Origin of the sequence: Streptomyces sp. NPDC058092, from assembly GCF_042884935.1 — a bacterium.
Taxonomy (GTDB): Bacteria; Actinomycetota; Actinomycetes; order Streptomycetales; family Streptomycetaceae; genus Streptomyces.
In genome coordinates, this window is record NZ_JBHVSY010000008.1 from 275,544 (window position 1) to 290,014 (window position 14,471).

Consider the following 14,471-nt stretch of genomic DNA (forward strand, 5'->3'; position numbering starts at 1 on the left):
GATCGCCCGGCCGCCCGCCAGGAACGGGTCAGCGGCGGTAGCCGAGCACCGTCATCATGCCCACGTCCGAGTGGTAGATGTTGTGGCAGTGGAGCATCCACAGACCCGGGTTGTCCGCGTTGAACTCGACGGCCAGTGAGCTGTGCGGCCGGACGATCGCGGTGTCCTTGCGCGCCCACACGCCCTGGCCCCGCCGGGAGGCCCGGTGCTCCGGCCCGGCCTGTCCCACCAGGCCGAACGAGTGCCCGTGCAGATGGATGGGGTGCCACATCGACGTGACGTTGTAGAACTCCAGCCTGACCCGCTCGCCCGCCCTGACCGGATGGCGCTGTCCGGGGTCGTACGGCTTGCGGTCGAAGGCCCAGTCGTACGCGCGCATGCTGCCGGTCAGCTTGAACCGCAAGGTCCGGTCGGCCTTGCGGACGGACAGTGCCACGGATTCGTCCGGCGACAGGTCGAACGCCTCCACCAGCTTTCCGTCCAGCTCCTTCGGGCGTACGGAGGCGGTGGGCGCCGTGCCCTTTCCGGTACGGAGCAGGGCCAGCGCCGACGCCCGCTTGCCCTCCGCGAGCGCGGTCAGCGGGAACACCCCGTCCCCGGCGGTCACCACCACGTCGTACCGCTCGCCCATGCCCAGCAGCAGGGCGTCCGTCGTGGTGTGCCGGACGGGGTAGCCGTCGGTGTGCGTGATCGTCATCCGGTGACCGCCGAGCGCGACACGGAAAGCGGTGTCCCCGCCCGCGTTGATGATGCGCAGCCGGATACGGTCGCCGGGCTTGGCGGTGAAGGACGTGGGGGACTTCGGTGCGCGGCCGTTGATCAGGTAGTAGGGGTAGTCGACATTGCCCCCGTGGCTTTCGAGCAGTTCGCTGTAGGAATCCTTCATGATCCGCGAGGGGCCGGAGCGCCTTTTGGCGGTTTTGGGGGGCCTGGGGTGCTTGAGGCCCTCGGGGTCTCTGGGGGACCCGCCGTGCCCGCTGCCTCCCGGATCGCTCTTGTCGTCCATCCCGCCGTGGCCCGAACCGCCGTGGTCCATGCCGCCCCTGCCCCCGCTGAGCTCGTCGAGCACCTCGTCGGGCGTGGAGCCGTCCACCCCGTCGACCCAGTCGTCGAGGACGACGACCCACTCCTTGTCGTACGTGAGCGGCTCCTTCGGGTCCTCGACGATCAGTGGCGCGTACAGCCCGCGGTCCTGCTGGACGCCCGTGTGCGGATGGAACCAGTACGTCCCCGGGTGCGGCACCTTGAAGCGGTACGCGAATTCCGCGCCCGGCTTGATGGCCTTCTGGGTCAGGTCGGGTACGCCGTCCATGTCGTTGCGCACGTTGAGCCCGTGCCAGTGCAGGGTGGTCGCCGCCGGAAGGTGGTTGGCGAAGTTGAGCGCGAGGACGTCGCCCACCGAGACCCGCAGCTCCCGGCCCGGCAGCCGGTCTTCGTAGGCCCAGGAGCCGACGACGAGCCCGCCGCCCAGATCGAGGCGGGACGGGGTGGCCGTGAGGTCGATCTTCCGTACGGGGCCCGAGGCCCGCCTGGCCTCGGCCGCCGCGACCTCCTCCCCTTGGGGGGAGACGAATTCGCCCCTGGACTTGCGGCGGGGAGCGGTCCCGTGGTTCGCACCGCCGGCGTTCGGGCTGCCGGAGTTCGTACCGCCGGACTTCGTACCGCTGCGGCCCGTGTCGGAATCGCCGGAGCAGGACGCCAGAACCGCCGTACCGGCAGTGGCGAAAGCGGCGCCGAGTACGGCGCGTCGGGTGGGTGGAGTGCGCATGACGGAGAGCACCTCGGGGTGTTGTCGGTATTTCGGTCTGCTGGGGGAGGGGGAGGCGCCCCTCCTATATGCGCAGCACCGACAACAGGGCACGACTCGTCCGGCCCGGCCGGGACCCCGGCCCCGGCACCGGCGACACCCGCGCGCCACCCCCGAGGAGATGGGCGATCCCGATGAGCAGCACGACGAACAAGAACAACTGTCCGTACGTCGCACATCTACCCAGAGTCATGTCGAGCACCCTACCCTCGCTGGGTATGGGGCGCGCGCGGAAACGTATCTGCGCAGCTCTACGGGGCGCACAGGGCAGCGGCCCGGTACCCCTCGTGCACGGGGTACCGGGCCATTGAGCCGGGCGTTCGCGAGCCGGTCAGCTGCTGGGGGCGTAGACCTTCTCCACCCAGCCGGCGATCTGCTCGTCGGTGAGGTGCTGCGCCAGATCGGCTTCGCTGATCATGCCGACCAGTTTCTTGTTCTCGACCACCGGAAGCCGGCGGATCCGATGGGTCTGCATCTCCTCCAGAACCATCTCCACGTCCGCGCCCGAGTCGATCCAGCGAGGGGTGCCGTGGGCGAGGTCGCCCGCGGTCATCTTCGACGGATCGTGCCCCCTCGCCACACAGCCGATCACGATGTCGCGGTCCGTGAGGATGCCGATCATCCGGTCCTGCTCGCCTTCGGCGGAGATGGGCAGCGCGCCCACCTTGTGGTCGCGCATCAGCTGTGCGGCGCGGTCGAGTGTCTCGTGTGCGGGGATCCAGGTGGCCCCGGTGTGCATGATGTCCTTGGCGGTGGTCATGAGGGATTCCTCCTGCGTGCCGGTGGGCATGCTGTACGACCCCGAGCGAACCCATCGTCATGGGCCCGTTCGGCGTACGCGACCGCTATCACCCGTTCGGGTGCATGTGCGGCTCGGCGGGAATCTTTCAGGACCGGGGCTTCGCCTCTCGTGCCGCCAGCATGCCGGCCATCACGTCCAGCTCGGACCGCTGCGCCTCGACCATTCCCCGGGCGAGGCGCTTCTCCACCTTCACCGTGCACAGCCGGGCGCAGCCGCGGGCCATGCCGATGCCGCCCTTGTGGTGGTCGGTCATCAGCTGGAGGTACAGGACCTCGGCCTTCCTGCCGCTCGCCGCGCGGAGCCGGCCCAGCTCGGTCCTGGTGGCCATGCCGGGCATCAGGGAGCCGTCATGGGCCTGGTACGGGGACCCCGGCCCCGTCGTCCCGCCCATGCCGTCCATGTCGTGGCCCTCGTGCCCGCCCGCCATCCAGGCCATCGGCTCCTGCCCGGCGGCGGCCTTCGGCAGCTCCCACAGGTCCAGCCAGCCGAGCATCATGCCCCGCTGGTTGGCCTGCGTATTGGCGATGTCGTACGCGAGGCGGCGTACCTCCTCGTCCCGCGTACGGTCACGCACGAGGAACGACATCTCCACTGCCTGCTGATGGTGGACCGCCATGTCGCGGGCGAAACCGGCGTCCGCGGAATCCACCGCGGGCGTGCGCGGGGCGGGCGCCGCGACACGGCCGGTGCCGTCGTCCCCGCCGTCGCCCTGCGCGGAGGCGACCGTCGCCACCCCCGCGAACAGCAGTGCGAGCCCGACGGCGGAGCCCGCCACCCACCGGATGCGCCGGTCGCGTGTCACCGCCGTCACTGGGCCCCCAGTCCGCCCGTGCACGCCGCACCCGGCTCGGGTGTCTGCGGCCCCTGCACGAACTTGGCGAAGAACAGGTCGACCCGCGGGTCGTCGGCGCCGTCCACCGTCACCTGATTGCCCCAGGCGCTCAGCATGATCGTCCCGGCCTGGCCCTCGTACGGGCTCATCAGCGTGTACGGCGTCCTGCCGACCCGCTCGGCGAGCTTCGCCACATCGGCGTCCGAGGCCTTGTCCGTGTATGTCACCCACACCGATCCGTGCTCCAGCGAGTGCACGGCGTTCACGTCGGGGACCGCCTTCTTGTACACCTCGCCGTCGCAGTTCATCCATACGGGGTTGTGGTCACCGCCGACCGGGGGCTTCATCGGGTACGTGACCGGCGTGGTGACGTGGTTGCGGGTCAGCTTCTTCGCGTCCCACGTCTTCAGCCCGGCGATAGGCCCGTCGGCCGACTTCTTCGGGTCGGTCCCGGGCGCCTTGGCGTCCTGCGCCTGAGCGTCCCGCTTCTTCTCCGAGGCCTCGGACTTGTCCAGCACCAGGTACGAGCCGAAACCGACCAGACCCGCGACGACGAGGACGCTCAGGCTTATGGCCAGGACACGGTTGCGGCGCTCGCGCGCGCGGTCGGTGTTGCGCATGTGCTCTATGCGGGTCCTGCGGTCGAAGCTCATGGCGTCAGGTCCTTCTGCGAAGGGGCGGGGATGGACAAGAAGCGGTCGGGAGAACAGGCGCGCACCGGGCTTCGCGAAACCGCTCCGCCCCTTGCGCACCATGGGCGCCGATCGTAGTGGGTGGCCGGGTGCTCCATCTCACGTCGTGTGCGTAATCTGGGTGAAATCCGGGGTCGTGATACTGGAGCTCCTCCCTTACCCCGGGCGGTGGTGCACGGACCGTCTGAACTGCAAGGATGTGGCTATGGACAAGCAGCAGGAATTCGTCCTCAGAACGCTTGAGGAGCGCGACATCCGCTTCGTACGGCTGTGGTTCACCGATGTCCTCGGCTACCTCAAGTCTGTTGCCGTGGCCCCCGCCGAGCTGGAACAGGCGTTTGACGAGGGCATCGGCTTCGACGGCTCCGCCATCGAGGGCTTCGCCCGGGTGTACGAGTCCGACATGATCGCCAAGCCGGACCCGGGCACGTTCCAGATCCTGCCGTGGCGCGCGGAGGCCCCCGGCACGGCCCGGATGTTCTGCGACATCCTGATGCCCGACGGCTCGCCCTCCTTCGCCGACCCGCGCTATGTCCTCAAGCGCATCCTCGCCAAGACCTCCGACCTGGGCTTCACCTTCTACACCCACCCGGAGATCGAGTTCTTCCTGCTGAAGGACAAGCCGGTCGACGGCAGTCGCCCCACCCCCGCCGACAGCTCCGGCTACTTCGACCACACCCCGCAGAACGTCGGCATGGACTTCCGCCGCCAGGCGATCACCATGCTCGAATCCATGGGCATCTCGGTCGAGTTCAGCCACCACGAGGGCGCCCCCGGCCAGCAGGAGATCGACCTGCGGTACGCGGACGCGCTCTCCACCGCCGACAACATCATGACCTTCCGCCTGGTGATGAAGCAGGTCGCGCTGGAGCAGGGCGTGCAGGCGACGTTCATGCCGAAGCCGTTCTCCGAGTACCCCGGCTCCGGCATGCACACCCACCTCTCCCTCTTCGAGGGCGACCGCAACGCCTTCTACGAATCGGGCGCCGAGTACCAGCTGTCCAAGGTCGGCCGCTCCTTCATCGCCGGCCTGCTCACCCACGCCGCGGAGATCTCCGCTGTGACCAACCAGTGGGTCAACTCCTACAAGCGCATCTGGGGCGGCTCCTCCCGCGCCGCGGGCGCCGGCGGCGAGGCCCCCTCGTACATCTGCTGGGGCCACAACAACCGCTCCGCGCTCATCCGCGTACCCATGTACAAGCCCGGCAAGACCGGCTCCGCCCGCGTGGAGGTCCGCTCCATCGACTCCGGCGCCAACCCCTACCTGACGTACGCGGTGCTGCTCGCCGCGGGCCTCAAGGGCATAGAGGAGGGCTACGAACTCCCGGCCGGCGCCGACGACGACGTCTGGGCCCTGTCCGACGCGGAACGCCGCGCGATGGGCATCGAGCCGCTGCCGCAGAACCTGGGCGAGGCGATCGCGCTGATGGAGAAGAGCGAACTGGTCGCCGAGACGCTCGGCGAGCACGTCTTCGACTTCTTCCTGCGCAACAAGAAGCAGGAGTGGGAGGAGTACCGCAGCGAGGTCACGGCCTTCGAGCTGAAGGCCCTGCTGCCGGTGCTGTAACCGCAGGTCAGCCGCACTGCGGCGACGCAGTGACGATCCGGGCCGGAGGCGGTGCGCCTCTGGCCCGGAGTCCGTTCATCCGCCCTGGGCCGTCTGTGGGCCGTCGGGCGTCGAAAGCGGTGGCCTCGGAGGTTGCTGTACTTCCCTGCTGTACAGCAGGGAGGTGATCGGGGTCGCTCGCCGTTACATCAGTCGGCCTCATTGGGCCGGGCCAAGTACTTCGTCGGCGCTGCGCGGTTCTGTGCGCGGCTGCTGGTTGAGCTTGTGGCGCTCGATGGAGGATCGCCGGTAGACCTCCTTGCGGGCCCGCATGATGTTGCCCAGGGGCGCGTGCTCGGCGGTGACCCGCCAGGGCGTGAAGGACAGCGCGTCCATCTTCTCCAGATTCTCCGGCTCGGAGATGTCCTGCTGCGGCAGCCGCAGCTTGGCCACGGTGACGGACGGTGAGAGCTGCTCGGGCCACTCCACGGTGGTGTCCTCCACCGGCATACGCTCCAGGTCGGTGCAGAGTTGGACCTGGACGTCGAAGGCGTAGGGCCGCTCCTGCAACTCGGCTTGCAGGGCCGGTCGGAAGACCTCGGCTGCCGAGGCCGGGTCGATGGTGCGCCGGACCACCGCGGCGGCGAAGGACGGGTCGGGGGTGATGCGCACCTTGGCGATGTAGTCCCCGTGCCGGACCGCGCCCATCGTCCAGTAGCTCGACAGCAGCAGGTTTGCCGGAGGGGTCTTTGACAGGCGCAGGAAGGCCAGGAACTCGTCCCACGCCCAGTCGTCCTGGTCCAGCGTTCCCTTCCCGGTCACGAAATCGGCGAAGAAACGATGTGCGCCGGGTCGGCCCTGGGAGAAGTAGGCCGGCGCGTTCAGGAACAATTCCTGGATGAACAGGTAGTGCTCGACTGTATTGCAGAAGAAGATCGGCCCGTTGATGTTGGCGTAGTCGAATGTGCTTGTGTCCGGTTCGTCTTCCAGCAGGGTCGGGCCGGGGATGTCGAACATCTTCAGCGCCAGTCCGGTGGCGGCGCCCAGCCGCGCGTCGGCTCCGGCATGAGGCGAGCCGTTGGAGAAGCGGATGAGCGCATCGTGGGTTCCCGGAGTCGCGTAGATGCCCTGGGCGTACTCGGGGGGCAGCCCGTCCAGGATCTCCACTTCCCCTCGGACCAGCCCGTAGCCCTTGGCGTGGGCGTCACGAAGGGCCCGTCCGGTACCACCGGCCTTGACCGACTCGGCGATGTAGCTCTCGGTCTTTTCGATCACCGTCTGCACGTTGCGGTCGAAGTTCGGATCGTCGTCTTCGACGTCAGGCGTGTAGCGGACGAACTGTGCTGCCATGACTTCGACCTCCTCGGAGAGCGTGATCGGACCTCAGGTGGAATCGCCGTCAGTCCTCCAGCTCGGCGAGCCAGCGCAGGGCACTCAGACCCGGCAGGAAGCAGTACTCGCCGCCGCGGGTGACCACGAAGCTGGGCAGGTTCCGCAGGCGACGTCGGACCGGCTTCTCCGGGATGGTGACGCTGCCGGTTCCACCGTGATGCCCGGCCACCGGGTCCTTCTCGCCGGGGTGGCCGATGAAGTTGCCGTCGTTGACCCATTCGGCCTTGATGAACTCGAACTGCCGTTCAAGGTGGGCCCCGATGAATGCTCCGACCAGGCCGCGGTCGGCGCCGTCGTCCTCCAGCACGCTCTCGGGCAGCGGCGGGCCGTAGGTGGTGCCGCGGCGGATGAGGCGGTGCATCCGTGCGTCGCCGATGATGGTGGCATCGCGGGGGTTGGTGCGCCGGATGTGCGCACCGGCGGGGCACCGGAACCCTCGGTCGTCGTTCTCCCGGTACAGGAAGTTGTTGACGCGGTGCGGATCGGCCGCCAGCTCCGGATCGTCGTGCTCCGGCGCCAGCGTCAGCGGCGCGCCGCTCGGCCAGCGCCCGACCATCTTGGCCGCCAGGAGTGCCTCCTCCTCGGCGCTGGAGCTGTTGGCGCGCAGGTACCGGCGCCAGGCCGCCACGTTGGTGTGGATCTTGCGAACGGCTACGTAGGTCCCGTTGCGCCCCAGCACATCAGGGCTGGGCATGGGCGGCAGGCTGCCGGTTTCGTCGGGGTAGCCGAGGATGAACTCGCCCGCCTTGATGGGGGCTTCCTGCGGGTTGGAGCCGGGCAGTCCGACACCCTCGATGTTCGGATGACTGATGCCGTCACGGAAGCCGAAGGTGGTGCGCCCGGTCGGGAGTTGGTGGACGTCCTGCTGCCAGATCACCTGGACGCCGGGTGTGTCCTCGTAGGCGACACGGGCCCGCTCCAGCTCCTTGTCCAGCTGTGCCGTATCGGAGGAGAGGGCGCTCAACGCGATGTGGACATCGCCGGTTCCGAACGGTGCCTCCCAGTGGGCCGGTGCACTCTCGCCCACGTCGCCGATCAGCTCCGCCCGAGCGGCCATGCCCTCACGAAACGCCTGTGGAAAGCTGTCCAGCGACTCCTGGGGCACCCTCAGCGCTTTCAGCCCCTGAAAGGTGAACGCCACAGCGACCCAGGCATCCTGGCTCCGGTCCGCGCTCGGCAGACCACCCGAGGTCACCGGGAGCAGCCGCTGCAGCAGGGCGCGTCCGGCGTGGCGGTCATCGACGCGCAGGAAGACGAACTTTCCCTCGTAGGGCACGGGCCGTGGACGCAGTGCCCCGCTCTGGACGTCGTCGATTTCGACGCTCACGCCGGCCGCGCTGCTGCTGTCCGCTGTGTTCATGGTCGCTCGTGCCTCCGCATCGGTCCCTGCCCGGACAGCCCGGCAGCGGCTGGTACGCGCCTGTCGGCGCGGTCCGACGATGTCGGGTCGGCGCCGAAGGTTGGCTGTGTCCCGCTTCTAACCTGCGGCTTCCTCCATCAGCTTCTGGAAGGCAGGCGTGGCCAGCAACTCGGCGTTCGCCGGGTTGTCCAGCGCCGCGCGGAACTCGGGGGTGTCCAGCACCGCCTGGAACGCCTCGCTCACGCGCTGGTCCTTCCAGACCTGCTGAACGGTCAGATCGGGATAGGAGCTGACGAAGACTCCCGCGGGCGCCTGGTGGGCGACGAACCAGTCCTTCACCCCCGGATCGGCGACGCCGGGGAACCCTTCGGTGTGCGAGAAGACCTTGTCGAAGCGGTCCCCGACTTCCGTCTGGGCAAAGTCGTCGATGTAGGTGTCCCAGGAACCGTCGAAGACGCTGGCGAACATGTGCCGGGTGTCATTGTCGAAAATCACATGCCGTGCGTCATGCAGGGTGCCGATCTGGCGCAACGCCGCATGGACGCGTTCGTCAGCCGTCGCGTCGGCAAGCGCGGCGAGATCCTCACGCAGCGCATCCGCATGGCCCGGCTTGATCTCCGTGAAGACGGTGAACTCGCTGCAGACCCCGTCCGACCTGCCCGGGCGCTCGGGGTGAGCCGTTTGGGTTGCACCTGTCGTCGCAGTCATCGTGGGACTCTCCTGCCACGGATCGGTGCGAGGGTCGCCCGAACATGAGGCGCCATCGCCCTTACAGATCAATCCTCACTGCGGATGCACTGCCTCGCATCCCGGGCCCTGGGCATGGTGGTCACCTGGGGCGGATTCCGCGGAATCTCCGGCACTGCGGGGACCAGCCTGATCCCTCCCGTCCCGAGAAGTTCCCGAGGACAGATCCGGCCAGGCGCAGGAAAATGGAACCGGTGGGACGTGCCGAGTACGTCGTCATCACCATTCTCGGGCAGCCACTTCCGCGCGGCCGTGAATACAGTGGCGCAGCCGATCGCACACCAACCCGTTGCGCCGCCGAGGCGGTCGGGGCACCTTCTCGCGCCAAACCCTGCTCAACCGGATCGCCACCCCGACCCCACACGGAGGCAACCATGGGCGCAGTTCTCGGTGACGTACTGGGTTTCGCAGCCGCCGTCGCAGTCAGCCCGCTCCCTATCATCGCCGTCATCCTCATACTCGCCACGCCTCGGGGACGTCTCAACGGCGTCCTCTTCACCATCGGCTGGATCCTGGGGCTCTCGGCACTGGGCGCGGTGATGCTGGCGATCGCTTCCCCGGCAGGTGCCTCCGCCCACAACCACCCGGCCACCTGGGTGGGAGCCCTCAAGCTCGCCCTGGGCCTGCTCCTCGTCCTCTTCGGCGCCCGGCAATGGCACCGGCGCCCAAAGGATTCCTCGCAAGCTCAGCTGCCGAAGTGGATGAGCGCGATCGACCGCCTCACGCCGGTCAAGGTCTTCGCACTCGGGCTGGCCCTGGCCGCGCTCAACGCCAAGAACGCCCCGCTGACCATCGCCGCGGGCGCCGCGATCGGCTCAGCCGGACTGCCGGTCGGGCAGCAGATCGCATCGCTGGCAATCTTCGTCCTGATCGCCACCCTCGGCCTGCTGGCCCCACTGGGAGTCTTCCTCCTCGGGGGCGAGCGAGCCAAGACCACGCTCGGCAACTGGAAGGACTGGGCAGCCCAGCACAACGTCGCCGTGATGGCGGCCCTGTTCTTCGTCCTCGGACTGAAGCTGCTGGGAGACGGCATCGGCATCCTCACCTCCTGACGGGCTTGCTCGCGTCGCCGTGTGGTTCGATCACAGACGTGCAACAGAGATGGTCGGCGTACTGATGGGCCGTCTGTGGGCCGTCGAAGGTCGGCTCATGGCGACCAACAACGACCACCGATGCCCCTGCAGTTGCAGCTCAGCGGGAACCTGGGGCTCATCATTCGAGGTGGCTCGGAGCGCGTACAAGTTCCTGCGCAAACGGAGACCCCCTCACCCATATTACCCCTGAGTGATATCATGTGTGGGTGATGTCCTGGTGATTGTTGTGGAACCGGCGAAAAGCTGGTTACACGGCTTGCGCCACAATGACAGGGACACGCTCCTCCAGATCGCTGCTGCTATCAACGTTCTGCAACGGGAAGGCCCGGCTCTCGGCCGCCCCCTGGTCGACCGCATCACTGGATCGAGCATCTCGAATCTGAAGGAGCTGCGGACGGGGTCGTCCGGAGCCAGCGAGGTGCGGGTCCTGTTCGTGTTCGATCCTGGGCGCAATGCAGTGATCCTCGTAGGCGGCGACAAGGCGGGCAACTGGTCCGGGTGGTATCGAACAGCGATCAAGGAAGCGGAAGACGCCTACAAGGCGTACGAGGAAGACCAGGAATGAGGAGACATGAGCGCCACCAAGCCGAAGACGGCCAGCGCCGTCGACTGGGATGACCTCAAGGACGAGTTCGGCTTCTCCCCTGAAGAGACCAAGGAAGTCGAGCAGCGCACCACCGCGTTGCTGTCGGAGGTGCGCGCGCATCGTCTCGCTGATGTGCGCAAGCGCCAGAAGATGACGCAGACGGCAGTGGCCAAGGCTCTCGGCGTCACTCAAGGGCGAATCTCGGCCATAGAGAAGGGCGCCATCAGTCGATCTGAGGTCGAGACTCTCGCCGCATACGTTGCAGCCCTGGGCGGGCAACTCAAGCTGGTAGCTGACTTCGGTGACGAATCACTGGTTCTGGGCTGAAGCGGCGGGCGGTCCCGGCAGCCTGGTGCGCGGACCGCTTTCATGCGCCGCTGCTCGTCAGGCTGTGACCAGCTTGAAAGGTGTGGCTGTCACCGAGGGGCTGGGTAAGTCGGCGGCCGGACCCTCCAGTCCCTCAGACAGTCGTCCACCGAAACCTGAGTCAGCCGTCGTCGCGGGCGTGGTGAACCATGGGGCTCGGCTGAGTCCACCTGGGCGCCTCGCTGATCGCCGCGGGTGTCAGCCTGCTGCTGCTCTGGGTCACCTTCGTCGGCAACGACTTCGACTGGCTGTCCTGGCAGACCCTCGTCATGGTCGGTGCCAGTGCCCTGATCCTGATCGCCGCCGTCGTGGTCGAGAGCCGGGTCAAGGAGCCGGTCGTCCCGCTCCATGTCGTACGCCGCCGCGACCCCGCGCTCGCCATCGTCGCGAGCCTCGCGGTCGGCATGGCGATGTTCGGCGGCGCGGTCTTCCTCGGCCAGTACTTCCAGATCGGCCGCGGCTACTCACCGACCGAGGCCGGACTCCTCACCATCCCGCTGATGTTCGGCGTGCTGGTCTCCTCCACCGTCGCCGGACGCCTGGTCTCCAGGACCGGCAAGGTGAAGCCGTACATCATCACCGGCGTCATCGTCCTCACCCTGGGCTTCCTGGGCCTGTCGACCATCGACCACGAGACCTCACTGGTCCTCGTCTCCATCGGCATGCTCGCGGTCGGTGCCGGTGTCGGCATGTCGATGCAGAACCTGGTCCTCGTCCTCCAGAACACGGTCCCGCTCGGCGAACTCGGCGCGGCCAGCGGCGCGATCACCTTCTTCCGCTCGCTCGGCGGCACGATCGGGGTCTCCGTGCTGGGGGCGGTGCTCGCCAACCAGGTCGCCACGAAGATCACCCACGGCCTGGCGAAGCTCGGCATCGACCCGGCGGCCTCGTCCTCGGGCGGCGCCACCCTGAACATCGACGCGATGCCGCCGCAGATCCAGGACGTGGTGCGCGCCGCGTACGGCGACGCGACCGGCACCATCTTTCTGATCTCGGCCGCCATCGCGGTGGTCGGCGTGATCGCCGCCCTGTTCCTGACGCCGACGAAACTGCGTGACAGCGTGGACCTTTAGCAGGTCCTGCCGTTCGTACGTGTGCGGCGGCTGCGGGGCGGGTCCGGGGGCGCGGTGAGCTGACGATCACTCGGGCCCGGGCCGCCGCGTACGCCGCGAGCCGTCCCGGCCGCAGGACATCGCCCGACGCCGCGACTGCGGTAATGTGACGCATCCCCACCCCGGGGACCGACCAAGGAGGTGAGACCCATTACCGCTGTATCAGGCTGGGTGCTCACCCCACACGATCGCGTGGTCGACCCGACATAATCGACCGCGGAGCGCCCATCGGCTTTCCCGAAAGGCTCCGCTTCATGTCGGTTCCCGCTTCACCACTCACCGTTGCCACCATCGTCACCACACTCCGCGCCGCCGGCTGCGTATTCGCCGAGGACGAAGCGGAGCTGATCGTCTCCACGGCCACCGACCCCGCCGAACTCGCCGCCATGGTCGAACGGCGGGCCGCCGGTCTGCCCCTGGAACACGTCCTCGGCTGGGCCGAGTTCAGCGGTCTGCGGATCGCCGTGGACCCCGGCGTCTTCGTACCCCGTCGCCGCACCGAGTTCCTGGTCCGGCAGGCCGCCGCCCTCGCCGGATCGGGGGCGGTCGTCGTCGACCTCTGCTGCGGCTCGGGCGCACTCGGCACCGCGCTCGCCGCGACGCTGGACCGCATCGAACTGCACGCCACCGACGTCGAACCCGCAGCCGTACGGTGCGCCCGCCGCAACATCGCCGACACCGGCCGGGTGTACGAGGGCGACCTCTTCGAGCCGCTCCCCGGATCGTTGCGCGGCCGGGTGGAGATACTGCTCGCCAATGTGCCGTACGTACCGACGGAGGACGTCGAACTGCTGCCCCCGGAAGCCCGTATCCACGAACCGCGCGTCGCACTCGACGGGGGAAGGGACGGCCTCGACGTCCTGCGGCGGGTCACCGCCGAGGCCTCGCGGTGGCTGGCACCGGGCGGGCATCTGCTGGTCGAGACGAGCGAACGGCAGGCGGCCCGGGCCGAGGAGACCATCTCCCGCAGCGGCCTGATCCCGCGCGTCGTCACCTCCGACGAGCTGTACGCGACCGTCGTCATCGCGACCCGGCCGGAGCCGTCCGGGAACTGAGCGCGGACGGGCGCAGGGGCGGCCCGGTCCGGTCCGGGCTCAGGATTCCGGCTTCCGCCGGACCACCGCCGTCCCGGCGTCCAGGTCCACCCCCATGCGGGGCGGCGCGCCGTCCAGCGCGTCGTCCTTCAGGACCTGTTCCTCCACCCGGTGCTCGATCTCCACGCGCTTCGCCGAGTTGAGGAACGCGTGCAGCTCATCGGCGACCGAGGCCCCCACGCCCAGCCCATGACGGGGCGTGCGGGCCGCGAGGACACGTCGCAACCAGTCGGGCCGGCCGGTACGGACGACGACGTAGCGGGCCGAGGCCAGCAGGAACGGCACCATCACCAGCACGGCCATCACTAAGAGGCTCGACATCATCACCATGCCCGTCCCAACGCCGGGCGCCGGGCCGACGTTCCCGCCGTCGTACGGTGAGCCCGGGACGCGCAGCCCCCGCTCAGCCGAACCGCCACCGCGTCTGGCTGAACGGGGCGCCCTTGCCGAAGCCGAAGACCGTACGCGGCGGCACCTCGAACACCAGCGCCACATGGCCCGCGTGCCGGAACGTGCCGTCCTGGACGTCGAAGTGCCACTGCGGGCCGTACTTCGACTCCCAGGCCGCGGCCAGCCGGTGCAGCCGGTCCTCGTCCGTCACCCGCTCCGCCCGGCCCTCGACCACCACGTCGAGCCCCTCCGAAAGAGTGTTGTCGCCGGTCGTCAGCACCACTTCCGGGTTGGCGGCCAGATTCAGGCCCTTGCGTTCCGACGCCCCCGTGCTGAAGTGCAGCGCGCCCTGCGACCACACCCCGATCAGCGGGGTGACATGCGGGCGGCCGTCCGGCCGGACCGTGCTCAGCCAGTAGATCTCCGCCCTGGTCAGCAGTGACTCCGCCACGGGCCACGGGCTCGCTGTCGCGCCCTCGGCGCTGTAACGGGCATCCAGCTCGGCGACGGGTTCGAATCCGGACATGCGGGCCTCCCGGTCGGGTCCTCGAATCGATCCTGCTTGCGCAGTGTGGACTGTGCACCCGCGCCGAATTCATCGGTGCGGGGCTAGGCTCGGAACGCTGGATGGTGTGTGGGCGGCGAGCAGGA

Annotated in this window: 15 protein-coding genes and 1 pseudogene; 6 read left to right on the forward strand and 10 right to left on the reverse strand. The window is 68.6% G+C overall.

Features of this window, described 5'->3' with window-relative positions; genetic code table 11:
• Positions 1–28 precede the first annotated feature (28 nt).
• The 5 genes from ACFVV1_RS16355 to ACFVV1_RS16375 all read right to left on the reverse strand — a co-directional run bounded on the left by ACFVV1_RS16355 (position 29) and on the right by ACFVV1_RS16375 (position 4,094).
• Positions 29–1,768: a multicopper oxidase family protein gene (locus tag ACFVV1_RS16355; protein WP_389989866.1), complete on the reverse strand. Its 1,740-nt coding sequence runs from the start codon at positions 1,766–1,768 to the stop codon at positions 29–31.
• A 64-nt stretch (positions 1,769–1,832) separates the two neighbouring features.
• The gene (locus ACFVV1_RS16360) at positions 1,833–2,000 is read right to left on the reverse strand and encodes a hypothetical protein (RefSeq protein ID WP_389989867.1); all 168 of its coding nucleotides are present in this window, start codon (positions 1,998–2,000) and stop codon (positions 1,833–1,835) included.
• 138 nt (positions 2,001–2,138) lie between these two features.
• Positions 2,139–2,567, reverse strand: a complete 429-nt coding sequence (locus ACFVV1_RS16365) for a CBS domain-containing protein (RefSeq protein WP_389989868.1) — start codon at positions 2,565–2,567, stop codon at positions 2,139–2,141.
• A gap of 127 nt (positions 2,568–2,694) precedes the next feature.
• Positions 2,695–3,411 (reverse strand): DUF305 domain-containing protein, encoded by a 717-nt coding sequence (locus tag ACFVV1_RS16370; RefSeq protein WP_389989869.1) that lies wholly within the window; start codon positions 3,409–3,411, stop codon positions 2,695–2,697.
• A 5-nt stretch (positions 3,412–3,416) separates the two neighbouring features.
• On the reverse strand, positions 3,417–4,094 hold the full coding sequence (locus tag ACFVV1_RS16375; protein ID WP_389989870.1) for a DUF3105 domain-containing protein: 678 nt from the start codon (positions 4,092–4,094) through the stop codon (positions 3,417–3,419).
• A 244-nt stretch (positions 4,095–4,338) separates the two neighbouring features.
• Here ACFVV1_RS16375 and glnA point away from each other — a divergent pair, with 244 nt between their 5' ends.
• Positions 4,339–5,700 carry a type I glutamate--ammonia ligase gene (glnA, locus tag ACFVV1_RS16380; protein ID WP_072483343.1) on the forward strand — a complete coding sequence of 454 codons (1,362 nt, stop codon included), beginning with the start codon at positions 4,339–4,341 and terminating at the stop codon, positions 5,698–5,700.
• A gap of 198 nt (positions 5,701–5,898) precedes the next feature.
• Here the strand turns inward: glnA and ACFVV1_RS16385 are convergent, their stop codons facing one another.
• The 3 genes from ACFVV1_RS16385 to ACFVV1_RS16395 all read right to left on the reverse strand — a co-directional run bounded on the left by ACFVV1_RS16385 (position 5,899) and on the right by ACFVV1_RS16395 (position 9,139).
• Entirely contained in the window at positions 5,899–7,029 is a 1,131-nt protein-coding gene (locus ACFVV1_RS16385) for a catalase family protein (RefSeq protein WP_389989871.1), read from the reverse strand.
• Between the two features lie 49 nt (positions 7,030–7,078).
• Positions 7,079–8,431, reverse strand: a complete 1,353-nt coding sequence (locus ACFVV1_RS16390) for a Dyp-type peroxidase (RefSeq protein WP_389989872.1) — start codon at positions 8,429–8,431, stop codon at positions 7,079–7,081.
• Positions 8,432–8,548: 117 nt separating this feature from the next.
• Positions 8,549–9,139 carry a hypothetical protein gene (locus tag ACFVV1_RS16395; protein ID WP_389989873.1) on the reverse strand — a complete coding sequence of 197 codons (591 nt, stop codon included), beginning with the start codon at positions 9,137–9,139 and terminating at the stop codon, positions 8,549–8,551.
• A gap of 413 nt (positions 9,140–9,552) precedes the next feature.
• Between ACFVV1_RS16395 and ACFVV1_RS16400 the strand changes: the two genes are divergently transcribed.
• From ACFVV1_RS16400 to ACFVV1_RS16420, 5 genes and pseudogenes are all read left to right on the forward strand, one after another.
• Entirely contained in the window at positions 9,553–10,230 is a 678-nt protein-coding gene (locus ACFVV1_RS16400; RefSeq protein ID WP_389989874.1) for a GAP family protein, read from the forward strand.
• 244 nt (positions 10,231–10,474) lie between these two features.
• A complete protein-coding gene (locus ACFVV1_RS16405) occupies positions 10,475–10,837 on the forward strand; it encodes a type II toxin-antitoxin system RelE/ParE family toxin (protein WP_389989875.1) in 363 nt (120 codons plus the stop codon).
• A gap of 6 nt (positions 10,838–10,843) precedes the next feature.
• On the forward strand, positions 10,844–11,185 hold the full coding sequence (locus ACFVV1_RS16410) for a helix-turn-helix domain-containing protein (RefSeq protein ID WP_389989876.1): 342 nt from the start codon (positions 10,844–10,846) through the stop codon (positions 11,183–11,185).
• 206 nt (positions 11,186–11,391) lie between these two features.
• Positions 11,392–12,297, forward strand: a pseudogene (locus tag ACFVV1_RS16415) (MFS transporter); the annotation flags it as partial.
• A 293-nt stretch (positions 12,298–12,590) separates the two neighbouring features.
• Complete coding sequence (locus ACFVV1_RS16420) at positions 12,591–13,391, forward strand: putative protein N(5)-glutamine methyltransferase (RefSeq protein ID WP_389989877.1); 801 nt, start codon at positions 12,591–12,593, stop codon at positions 13,389–13,391.
• Positions 13,392–13,430: 39 nt separating this feature from the next.
• Here the strand turns inward: ACFVV1_RS16420 and ACFVV1_RS16425 are convergent, their stop codons facing one another.
• Positions 13,431–13,733 carry a DUF6191 domain-containing protein gene (locus tag ACFVV1_RS16425; RefSeq protein WP_389989878.1) on the reverse strand — a complete coding sequence of 101 codons (303 nt, stop codon included), beginning with the start codon at positions 13,731–13,733 and terminating at the stop codon, positions 13,431–13,433.
• Positions 13,734–13,833: 100 nt separating this feature from the next.
• Positions 13,834–14,346 (reverse strand): pyridoxamine 5'-phosphate oxidase family protein, encoded by a 513-nt coding sequence (locus ACFVV1_RS16430; protein ID WP_389989879.1) that lies wholly within the window; start codon positions 14,344–14,346, stop codon positions 13,834–13,836.
• Between the last annotated feature and the right edge of the window lie 125 nt (positions 14,347–14,471).